The sequence below is a fragment of the Pseudidiomarina fusca genome (genome assembly GCF_032227045.1).
Classification (GTDB): Bacteria; Pseudomonadota; Gammaproteobacteria; order Enterobacterales; family Alteromonadaceae; genus Pseudidiomarina; species Pseudidiomarina fusca.
The window spans coordinates 1-11250 of the sequence record NZ_JANFPJ010000047.1 but is presented as its reverse complement, the minus strand read 5'-3'; the positions used below and the strand labels follow the sequence as shown (position 1 = coordinate 11250).

Here is an 11250-nt window from a genome sequence, read left to right as displayed (position 1 = left end):
TCTACACCTTTCCATGAATGTCGCACTTATTATCTGAAATCGGGACTTTCTAATGCTAGGAAGCATAGAGAGTATTTACATTGATGAAGAGTTCAAAAAGCCAAATCTTGAGATAGAAACGCTATTTAAGAACAACATTGTAACTGCTTCTCTCAGCTTCTTTGACTACTCAAATAAAATAAATCAAATTTCTCGCCATTTATGTATTGATGACGAATCCGAATCTAAATTCTGGGTAAATGGTGAAATTGTTGAAGAAAAGGGATATGAGTCATTTATTCAGGATAAAATTTTTAATATATCTACTAGAAGACCTTCTGTTCGAGCTGTAGCGCCGAAATTCATTAGAAATGACAGTCACAGAATGTTAAGTACGACTAAGTTTCTTGATAAGCGACAAGGCCCAAAAGATTATAGCGAACTTTTTTTATACCTTTTCGGTTTCAATAATACGTCTCTACTTACGGAGAAAAGAGATGCAACAAATCTGGTTAACAGGCGAAAAAGGAATTCCACATCGATTAATGCGCTAGTGAAAGAGCAAAAGCCGAAAAGTGAGATCAAGAAATATAAGGCAGATGCTAAAGAGCTAGAGGATAACCTTTTAACATTCGAATATTCATCAGAATATTCAAACCCAATAGAAAGACTTTCAGAGCTACAGGTAAAAGAAGACCGATATACCGAAGAACTTCTATCTATACAGCGAAAAGTAGACAACATCAATCATACTATAGAACTCTTATCTAAAGACAAAGATGGTTATTTGATTAACGAGCTTAAAGCTATATATAGCTTCTCCGGCGTCGCAATTGACGGAGCCTTACGAGAACTTGAAGATGTCATTTTGTTCCATAAAAATCTCGTTGAGAAAAAGAAGCACTTTCTTACGATTGATTTACCTAAATTGAACGAGGAGTCTGAAGGTCTTCAGGCAGAGCTAAGTTCAATAAGGAAAGATAAGTTACAAGTTTTTTCTGACATGAGGTCTAAGGAAAGCTTAGACAATGTGACTAAAAATCTGAAACGACTTGGTGAGCTTAAAGTTGAGCTTGGAAAATTAGAAGGTCTAATGGAGCAGCAGTCCAAAGCAAAATCAGATCAAGCTGAAGCTGAAGCTCAATTGCAAAAGATTCTTGAGACCATTTCCAAAGAGATTGATAATGTTTATGAATTTGAGAAAAAATTTAATATACACTTCAGGTCTCTTACCAAAAGTCTTCACGATGAAGAATACAGCATAGACTTGGATTTTAATAAGGATAGCGGGGCTTGCTCTATTGAACTCATTAACACAGCAACTAATCCTGAGGGCGGGAAGAAGAAAGCCGAAGTTATTGCTTTTGATTTTGCATATATTCATGCCATTAGTGAGTTAAAGCTTAATCGACCAAGCTTTATTTTTCATGACAGTATTGAGGATGTTGACAAAAAACAAATTGAAGATATTTTCGAAGAAGCAAACAAGCTTCCGGGTCAACAAATTCTGTCAATGCTATCAGATAAAATATCAGAAGAAACCTATAATAAGGTATCCAGAAATATAATCTTGGCTCTTGATGAGGATGAAAAATTCTTTTGTGTTTAAACGAAAACTAACAAGTCAAATCACTCGGACGCAGCAAAGCTGCGCCGGTGTTTGAGGCGTTATATGCCCAACCCAGCCCGAACCAACCAAGGGAACCCGACCATCGGATGACGAATAAAAAAGACCTATCAGAACGCGACATTTGCACCAAGTTCATCACGCCTGCGCTGGAACAGGCAGGCTGGGATATGCAGAAACAGGTGCGCGAGGAAGTCAGTTTTACCGATGGCCGTATCTATGTGAAGGGCAATCTCACTACCCGTGGCAAGCGCAAGCGGGCGGATTACATCCTTTACTACAAACCCAATATCCCTGTCGCCATCATTGAGGCCAAGGACAACAAGCATTCGGTCATGGCAGGCATACAGCAGGGGCTGGATTACGCCACCATCCTGGACATACCAACTGTATTCAGCAGCAACGGCGATGGCTTCTATGAGCATGACCGTACTGCCGCAAGCGGCAGTGTCGAGCGCGAACTCCCGCTGCACGACTTCCCAACGCCAGAGCAGCTATGGGAGCGTTATAAGCGCTACAAAGGCATCGCCACCCCGGAAGCCGAACGCATCAGCGCCCAGGATTATTTCTTCGATGGTACCAGCCGAAGCCCGCGTTACTACCAGCAGATCGCCATTAACCGCACGGTAGAGGCTATTGCCAAAGGCCAGCAGCGCATTCTGCTGACGATGGCCACCGGCACCGGAAAGACCTATACCGCCTTTCAGATCATCCACCGCCTCTGGAAGGCCGGAGCCAAGAAGCGCATCCTGTTTCTAGCCGACCGCAATGCGCTAATCGACCAGACCCGGCGCGGCGATTTTCGTCATTTCAAAGACAAAATGACGGTGATCAAGCACAAGAAGATCGACAAATCCTACGAAATCTATCTGGCGCTGTATCAAGGGCTGACCAACTACGATGAAGACAAGGACGCCTACCGTGAATTCAGCCCGGACTTCTTCGATCTGATCGTCATCGACGAGTGCCACCGTGGCAGCGCCTCGGAAGACAGTGCCTGGCGTGAGATTCTGGATTATTTCAAAACAGCCACCCACATTGGCCTTACTGCCACCCCCAAGGAAACCGAAACGGTTTCCAGCACCGAATACTTCGGCGAACCCATTTATACCTACTCGCTCAAGCAAGGCATACAGGATGGCTTTCTTGCTCCTTACAAGGTGCTTCGGGTCGGCCTGAATGTCGATCTGGAAGGTTGGCGACCGGAGGCAGGCAAAACCGACAAGAGCGGCCAACTGGTGGAAGACCGCATCTACAATCGCAAGGATTACGACAAAAACCTGGTTATCGACGAGCGCACCGAAGCTGTGGCCAACAAGATTACCGAATACCTGACGAAAACCAACCGCTTCGACAAAACCATCGTGTTTTGCGTAGATATCGACCACGCCCAGCGCATGCGTGCGGCCTTGGCCAACGCCAACAGCGACCTGATGGTGCAGAACCCCAAGTACGTCATGCAGATCACAGGCGACAACGACGAAGGCAAGCGAGAACTGGACAATTTTATCAACCCGGAAGAACGCTATCCGGTGATTGCCACTACCTCCAAGCTGATGACCACTGGCGTCGATGCCCAAACCTGCAAGCTGATCGTACTCGACAGCAACATCGGCTCGATGACCGAGTTCAAGCAAATCATCGGGCGCGGAACCCGCATCAATGAAGAGTTCGGCAAGACCTTTTTTACTATTCTTGATTTTCGCAATGTCACTGATCTGTTTGCCGACCCGGATTTCGACGGCGACCCGGTGCGTGTGAAAGAGCTGGGCGAGGATGACGACTTTGAGACACCCGAAGAGGAAATCACCGAAGGCGACACCATCACTGATGAAACTGGCGAGGAAATCATCTTCGAGCCGCCCCCTGAACCGCCGGAAATCATCACCGGCGGCGAGATCATCAGCGAACCGCGCCCCAAGTACTACGTCAACGGTGTCAATGTCGCCATTCTCAACGAGCGTATCCAGTACATGGACGGCAACGGCAAGCTGATCACCGGCAGCCTGAAGGACTACACCCGCCAGAAAGTGCGCGAGCAATACCACTCACTAGATGACTTTCTGGGGAAATGGCATAGCGCCGACAAAAAGCAAGCCATCATTGACGAGCTGACCGAACAGGGCATTGTGTTGGAAAACCTGAAAGAAGCCATCGGCAAGGAAATGGATATTTTTGACATGATCTGCCACACCGCCTTCGATCAGCCGCCGCTCACCCGTGCAGAACGCGCCAAACAGGTCAGAAAGTGCGACGTATTCACCCAATATGGCGAGCAGGCCCGTAAAGTGCTGGACGCCCTGCTGGACAAATACGCTGACGAAGGCATCGAGAACATCGAAGACATCAAAGTGCTCAAGGTCAACCCCTTCGACCAGTTCGGCACACCAACAGAAATCATTAAGCTTTTCGGCGGCAAGCCACAATACTTGCAGGCCCTGAACCAACTTGAGCAAGCCCTCTATCAAGCGGCTTGAATCACGAACAAGAGAGCAGTAACACAACATGGCAAACGTATCAGGCATCGTAAAATCCACCCGCAACATCATGCGCCAGGACACCGGCACCGGCAGCGATGAGCTGCGCATCCTGCAATTGGGTTGGATGCTGTTTCTGAAAATATTCAGCGACAAAGACAAAGAACTGGAACTGATGGACGACAACTACATCTCGCCCATTCCCGCTGAACTGCACTGGGACGAATGGGCTGGGGATGACGAAGGCATGACCGGCGACGAACTGTTGCAGTTTGTCGATCGCAAGCTGTTCCCCATACTCTCCGAGATCGATCTGTCCACCGCCAAGCGCCGCGCCGTGCTGGTGCATGAGGTGTTTGCCAACAACTACAACTACATGAAGTCCGGTATTCACCTGCGCCAGGTGATCAACAAGCTGAACGAAATAGACTTCAACAACAGCAAAGACCTGCACCTGTTCGGCCAGATTTATGAAACCTTCCTGAGCGAGCTGCAAAGTGCCGGCACTCTGGGCGAGTTCTATACCCCACGCGCCGTCACCCAGTTTATGACTGAAATGGTCAATCCCGCCCACGGCGAAACCGTGCTCGACCCGGCCTGCGGCACCGGCGGCTTCCTGACAGCGGTGATTGAACACCTGAAGGCCAGTGCCAGCACGGTGGCCGAGCGCGAAGCCATTGCTCATAATGTGCGCGGCTGGGAGTACAAACCCTTGCCCTACATGCTGGCTAACACCAACCTGATCCTGCACGACATCATCACCCCCAGCATTCAGTTTGGTGATTCGCTGCAACGACCCCTGAGCGAATACACGCGCAAAGATCGGGTGGACGTGATCATCGCCAATCCGCCCTTTGGTGGCGTGGTGTCCAACAACAACGAGAACAACTTCCCGCAAACCTACCGCACCAAGGAATCGGCGGACTTGTTCTTGATCCTGATGATTCACCTGCTCAAGGATGGTGGCCGCGCTGCCATTGTCTTGCCCGATGGTTCTCTTACCGGCGATGGCGTCAAACAACGTATCCGCCAAAAACTGCTGGAAGACTGCAACCTGCACACCATTGTGCGCCTGCCCAACTCCGTGTTTCAGCCCTATGCGTCAGTGGCCACCAACCTGCTGTTTTTCACCAAAGGCGAGCCGACACAGAACATCTGGTACTACGAACACAAATTGCCGGAAGGCTATAAGGCCTACTCGAAAACCAAGCCGATTCAATTAGCCGAGTTCGATACCTTGAAAAGTTGGTGGGCGAACCGTGAAGCCAACGAGCAGGCGTGGCAGGTGGATATCGACACCATCAAAGCTAATGGGTACAACCTCGACATCAAGAACCCGCACCGCGTCGAGGAAGAAAAGCAGCACAGCAGTACCGAACTGCTAGACCTGTTGCATCAATCCTTTGCCAAGGGCGATCAGTTGCTGGAGCAGTTGCGGAAGGAGTTGGCGTAGTGGCTGTTTGGAAAAAGGTAAAAGTTGGAGACTTCCTTTTTGAGCGTGAGGGGCGGTATAAGCCTGATGCAAAGGAAATTCAAGGGCTCCAGCGGATAGACAAGATTGATTTCTCTGGGAATTTTCACGTCGCAAACAAGCCCAGTAAAACGGACATGATCTTGATTAAATCGGGCGATTTGGTCATTTCAGGAATCAACGTTGCTAAAGGTGCCTTGGGCGTGTATCACGGTGACGCTGATGTCACAGCGACCATTCACTACTCATCGTATACCTTTGATGAAAGCAAAGTCAGTGTTGAGTTTTTCAAGCGTTTTCTGAAGTCACCAATCTTTATTCAGTTGCTGAAAGAGCAGGTGAAAGGTGGCATTAAAACCGAAATAAAACCCAAACATCTTTTGCCGCTTGAAATCATGTTGCCCGATAAAGATGAGCAGTTATCTATTCTCAGTCAGTTTCAACGTATTGAAAATGAAGATGCTGAACTGAAGCATGAACTAACCCGGCAGCAAGCCCTGTTGAAAAAACTGCGCCAGCAGATTTTGCAGGAAGCCATCGAGGGCAAACTCACCGCCGACTGGCGAGAGCAAAACCCCGATGTGAAACCGGCCAGCGAACTGCTCAATCACATCGCCGCCGAAAAAGCGCAACTGGTTAAAGAAAAAAAAATCAAAGCGCAAAAATCATTGCTACCGATCACGGTCGAGGAAAAGCCCTTCGACCTGCCACAGGGGTGGGAGTGGTGTCGGTTGGGTGATGTTGCGTACGGATTTCAATATGGAACTAGCAGCAAATCGAACAAAAGTGGTGACGTTCCTGTTCTAAGAATGGGCAACATTCAATCTGGAGAAGTAGATTGGAATGATTTGGTGTATTCAAGCGATGCAGTTGAAATTGAAAAATATAAACTGATCGCAGGTGATTTACTGTTTAATCGCACGAACAGCAGAGAGCTGGTTGGAAAAACAGCTCTATACAGAGGATGCCAGCCAGCGATCTATGCCGGTTATTTGGTTCGGTTCCACATGGCTGGCAGTATCTCATCTGATTATGCAAATATAGTGATGAATTCGCGCCTTCATTCAGAATGGTGCGAGGAAGTTAGAACTGATGCGCTTGGTCAGTCAAACATAAATGCTACAAAACTATCTGGCTTTCGCTTTCCTTTGGCTCCGATAGATGAACAAGAGATCATAATCGATAAGGTAGATAAACTGCTCGCCCTATGCGACGAATTAGAAGTCCAGATCACCCAAAACCAAAGCCATGCCGAACAACTAATGCCGGCAGTATTAAAAGAAGCCTTTAGCCATAATAGCGAAGCCAAACCCGCTGCGAAGAAGACAACGGCCAGAATCCATATCCCAGGGGGCAGCCATGCTTAACCGGCTTGCCAAGCTGGCGCTGGTATCCACGGCACTGGCGCCCATCTGCCTCACGCTGTGGTTTGTTGAAGTCAGCAGCGCTTGGCAGCGCGACGTGCCGTGGTCGGAGAATCTGGTAGCCCATTGGCTGGTAGGTATCAGTTATCTGCTGGCCGCGCTGGTGTTGAGTGGCCTTTGCTTTGGGCTGGTATGGCTGGCGGCTTCGCGCCACGGGCTTGAGCGCCTGCCGGTAAAGATCAAATCGGTTAAAACCGTGGACAAGGAGATCGTCGGCTTTCTGTTGGTCTACCTGCTGCCGCTGATCAATCAGAGCCAGAGCACGATCAGCGTGCCGGTACTGGTGTTTGTGGCGGTGATCTTCTTCTTTATCGTCTACAACTCCCACGCCTATCACTTCAACCCTTTACTGAGCTTTTTCGGCTATCACTTTTTTGAAGTAACCATCGAGGGCGATATCACCTATGTGTTGATAACACGGCAGAACATAACGGACTGCAAGGCGGTATCGCAGGTCGTGCAATTAACTGAATACATGATACTGGATGCCAATCATGCCAAATAACAATAATACCTCTAACCTGTTTGCTTTGGTCGATGATGAAGACGAGCCCATCCGTCGCATTCCACTTACTGCAGCACTTAATATCGAACTGGCACAACTCTTCGCAGAACAACAGGCGGCGCTGCTTGGCGACAGGCAGCCCATCGCCTTCACGGGCAGCTACAACGTGGATGAAGGCGAAATCTTTACCATTGCCGATTACCCACTACCGCCCGCCATCGGCCAAGCCATTGGCAATCCGCTCACTTGTCCGGTGCTGAATCTCAACACCGAAACGCACCGTATCAAGGCCTTGTTTAGCGGCACCTGGACAGCCGCCAACAAAACAGTCAACTTTCAGGTCTTCGATGCCGGCAAGTTGCTCTCTAATCGATGGACACTGATCGGTTTGCCGATTCAGGCGGGTGACACATATAAACGCCTTGAAGAACCTGGCCTGATACTGCAAGACAAGCTAACCGCTCATTTCCACAACAGGACTCTACATTTCAGCTCCTATCACAATACCAAACGCTTTTTGGATCTGGCCGATTACTACCGCGAAGCCACCGACACCGATCTGGACGATTTTGCCGCCACCGACCTCTTTGCTTTCGAAGACGAAGCCAGCTTCAAGGAGCAAGCAGACTCCATCATCCGCAAGAAAATCGCCCTGTTGCAGAAGAATGAAGTGCTGAAAGGCATCACCGTCACCGACATCCAAACCGTCGCCAACAACTTCAATGCCGAACTACCCGAAGAACACCACATCACTATCATGGTCAACGACGATGGCAAGTTGGTTATCCCTGAAGACAAGAAGCAGCTGAAAGAACTCATCCGCTTTCTGGACGAAGATTATTTGACGGCGCCTTTAACACGGCGCAAATGCTTAACTAATTCAAAAAAATATCTATAAAAATCAGGCGTCTAAAGTTTATTGATTGAGGACTTGAGCGCTGGGCGAGGTCAGTATTCACTAAGAACACATTGATTTTTGCAGACGAACTCAAGCTTGGTAGAGATCAAACTAGTAATTGCTGTAGGGGTGTTCTCATGTTTTTAAAGCTTGGTAAAGATTACGCCGATGCAGAACTATTTTACTTGCAAGATTTTTGCGGGATGCTTGATAGCAAGCTTACAACGCTGAATGACAGAATTTCGGTGTCTAGAGATCCTGAGAGTGATGGATTATTTGATTACGCTGAGTATTTCATTGGATTAGGCTTTTGCGCAATACAACGTTATTTAATTGATTGCCTAGACAGTAAGGGTATTAAAAAGCGGGCAGGATTCGAGTTGGGTCAAAAGACAAGTTCAGGACGTACTTATGTGCAGCTAATAAACTCCTTAGCAAATTGGTGGAAACATAGCCCCGAGTGGCAGCATTTTGTATACGAGGATAAAGAAATTAAACGGAGTAAGGGTGAGCAACGCACTATTGATGATGTGCTAGAAATTTCTGATTACCCTTATGTTTTCAGTACCGCTTTAGTGCAGCTCTCACCAGAAGGTAGGCTTGTATTGTCAGATTTAATCCCTTTTCTAGTTAAGTGGCGAGATGATGTACATGAATACGCACGATAAAAAAGTTAAGTCGACCTCGAGTATTTGATTTGGGAGCGGAAACGAGTGTATTGTGAGCATGGCTCACATGCAGATTTGTTGGTTGCGCTTCGCAACCTGTGACAACATTGTCAGATAGACTCGCCTTTCGGACTACTCGTTTGAGCGTCCTGGAACTACTCGCCAGCCGCGCGTAGGAGTGCATGTGAGCCACCTCTTCAATGCTGATAGCGAGAGTGATTTTGATTCATAGAAGAGACTACCAACTATTAAAAAAAGCAAAAACAAAGCCGGAGTTAGCATCACTGCTCGGCATACCTGCTGCCTTTCTAACACGCGTCCTTTACCTACCCGGTGTTAAAGACCATTATCATCAATTTGAAATTGACAAAAAATCTGGAGGGAAAAGAACCATAAATGCCCCTTCTGCTGAGTTAAAGGATATTCAGCGACGTTTATCTACTCTTCTTCAAAATTGCCTCGATGTAATTCGACTAGATACTGGCGTAGCGAGAGAATGTCTTGTATCTCATGGATTTGAGAGAAAGCGGTCGATAATTACTAATGCTGCTGTTCATAAAGGAAAGAGGACTATACTAAATTTAGATCTAGATGATTTTTTCGGACAATTTAACTTCGGACGTGTCCGGGGCTATTTCATAGCAAATAAGCATTTCGAACTTGACCCACACATCGCCACTGTTATTGCTCAGATCGCTTGCTATGAGAACTCCCTTCCTCAGGGCAGCCCTTGCTCTCCGGTTATCGCGAACCTGATAACTGCCAGCTTGGACATGAGGTTGTTGAGATTAGCTAATAGTTGTGGTTGTTCCTACTCGAGGTATGCGGACGATATCACTTTTTCGACTCGTAAAAAGGAGTTTCCTCTAAACATAGTTAAGTCACCAGAACCACTTGAGCTTGGACGGAAGTTGATTGGAGAAATCAGAAGAGCAGGTTTTTCTGTAAATGTCCTAAAAACTCGATTGCAATACAAAGATTCGAGGCAAGAAGCCACGGGCCTAGTGGTAAATAGGAAAGTTAGCGTCAAATCGGAATATTGGCGCTTATTAAGAGCGATGGCGTTTAGGCTTTTTAAAAATGGTGAGTTTGAAATTCTTGACGTAAATGGTGAGCCACGAGTGGGCACTTTAAATGAGCTTGAAGGACGGTTAGCTTTTATTGATGCCATTGATCGTTACAATAATATCGTCGCTAGACGACGGCCTAAAGCTCCTTGGGGCACCATCAAGCATGTTGGCTTAAATGCGTTTAAAGGGCGCCACAATTCACGAGAGGCTGTTTATAGTCGTTTCCTTTTCTATAAGTATTTTTATGCTAGTGAGTACCCGACGATTTTGACTGAAGGTAAGACGGATAATGTTTACTTGAAAAGCGCGTTGTCAGAGCTTCAGGGGACTTATCCTAGCTTAGTTTCTAAAAAAGGCCCCGGCAAAGCCTATAGTCCAAAGCTAAAATTTCCAAAGCTGAATAAACGTACGATGTACCTACTTGATTTAGGAGATGGTGCAACACCCTTTGCAAGGTTTGTTCAAAGGTACGAGACCGAGTTAGCGTACTTCCACGGTAAGAAAGCAACTTCACCAGCTATCTTGGTCTTGGATAATGATAGTGGGCCGTCAGATCTTCTGAAGGAGTTAGCAAAACCACAGTATAAATCTTGCCCAAATAGCGTACCGGACATCAAGAAATCAGGATTTCTTCACATTTTTGAAAACCTGTATTTAATTCTGACTCCGCTTAAATCAGGCGATAAAGACTCCATGATGGAGGATTTGTTCGATGCTAAGACACTAGCGACGACTATAGACGGTAAAACGTTCTCAATCCTGAGTAGCTTTGATACTGCAAAGCATTATGGCAAACATGTATTTTCAACCAAGGTTATTAGGTCAAGCAAGTCGTCTATTAATTTCGATAAGTTCAGGTATATTTTTGACGAAATAGAGAAAGTAAAAGCCCACTTTGCGAAGCTATAAGATGTTGTACGAATCGCTACCAGCTTTGAGTATGATACTTTATTGCATGACATTCGGCCGAATTATGACTGTGTTAGTCATTGAGTATGATACTTTATTTTTTCAGTGCTAAATCTCGGTAACGAAAAATCAGTAACTTACAGCTCGATGAGTATGAAACTTTATTACTACGCCACAGCTGATAAGCCTATCAAGTGGGCTAGCTGTGCCCGCATAATGTTG

Annotated in this window: 8 protein-coding genes; all 8 read left to right on the top strand. The window is 46.9% G+C overall.

The window, feature by feature from the left end:
* Positions 1-52 precede the first annotated feature (52 nt).
* The 8 genes from NOG12_RS12520 (at position 53) to NOG12_RS12485 (ending at position 11028) form a co-directional block, all read left to right on the top strand.
* Complete coding sequence (locus NOG12_RS12520; RefSeq protein ID WP_313933434.1) at positions 53-1588, top strand: DUF2326 domain-containing protein; 1536 nt, start codon at positions 53-55, stop codon at positions 1586-1588.
* A gap of 107 nt (positions 1589-1695) precedes the next feature.
* Positions 1696-4083, top strand: coding sequence for an EcoAI/FtnUII family type I restriction enzme subunit R (hsdR, locus tag NOG12_RS12515; RefSeq protein WP_313933433.1), 2388 nt, complete (start codon positions 1696-1698; stop codon positions 4081-4083).
* Positions 4084-4111: 28 nt separating this feature from the next.
* Positions 4112-5536, top strand: a complete 1425-nt coding sequence (locus NOG12_RS12510; protein WP_313933432.1) for a class I SAM-dependent DNA methyltransferase — start codon at positions 4112-4114, stop codon at positions 5534-5536.
* Positions 5536-6921: a restriction endonuclease subunit S gene (locus tag NOG12_RS12505; protein WP_313933431.1), complete on the top strand. Its 1386-nt coding sequence runs from the start codon at positions 5536-5538 to the stop codon at positions 6919-6921. Before NOG12_RS12510 ends, NOG12_RS12505 begins: the two co-directional genes overlap by 1 nt.
* Positions 6914-7483: a hypothetical protein gene (locus tag NOG12_RS12500; RefSeq protein WP_313933430.1), complete on the top strand. Its 570-nt coding sequence runs from the start codon at positions 6914-6916 to the stop codon at positions 7481-7483. Before NOG12_RS12505 ends, NOG12_RS12500 begins: the two co-directional genes overlap by 8 nt.
* A complete protein-coding gene (locus NOG12_RS12495) occupies positions 7473-8381 on the top strand; it encodes a Kiwa anti-phage protein KwaB-like domain-containing protein (protein WP_313933429.1) in 909 nt (302 codons plus the stop codon). The genes NOG12_RS12500 and NOG12_RS12495 overlap by 11 nt, the downstream gene beginning before the upstream one ends.
* A gap of 137 nt (positions 8382-8518) precedes the next feature.
* A complete protein-coding gene (locus tag NOG12_RS12490) occupies positions 8519-9049 on the top strand; it encodes a hypothetical protein (protein ID WP_313933428.1) in 531 nt (176 codons plus the stop codon).
* A gap of 221 nt (positions 9050-9270) precedes the next feature.
* Positions 9271-11028: a retron Ec67 family RNA-directed DNA polymerase/endonuclease gene (locus tag NOG12_RS12485; RefSeq protein WP_313933427.1), complete on the top strand. Its 1758-nt coding sequence runs from the start codon at positions 9271-9273 to the stop codon at positions 11026-11028.
* Positions 11029-11250 lie beyond the last annotated feature (222 nt).

Coding starts and splice junctions, on each gene's coding strand:
- NOG12_RS12510 (WP_313933432.1), top strand. CDS start 4,112: ATGGCAAACGTATCAGGCATCGTAAAATCCACCCGCAACATCATGCGC.
- hsdR (WP_313933433.1), top strand. CDS start 1,696: ATGACGAATAAAAAAGACCTATCAGAACGCGACATTTGCACCAAGTTC.
- NOG12_RS12490 (WP_313933428.1), top strand. CDS start 8,519: ATGTTTTTAAAGCTTGGTAAAGATTACGCCGATGCAGAACTATTTTAC.
- NOG12_RS12520 (WP_313933434.1), top strand. CDS start 53: ATGCTAGGAAGCATAGAGAGTATTTACATTGATGAAGAGTTCAAAAAG.
- NOG12_RS12500 (WP_313933430.1), top strand. CDS start 6,914: ATGCTTAACCGGCTTGCCAAGCTGGCGCTGGTATCCACGGCACTGGCG.
- NOG12_RS12495 (WP_313933429.1), top strand. CDS start 7,473: ATGCCAAATAACAATAATACCTCTAACCTGTTTGCTTTGGTCGATGAT.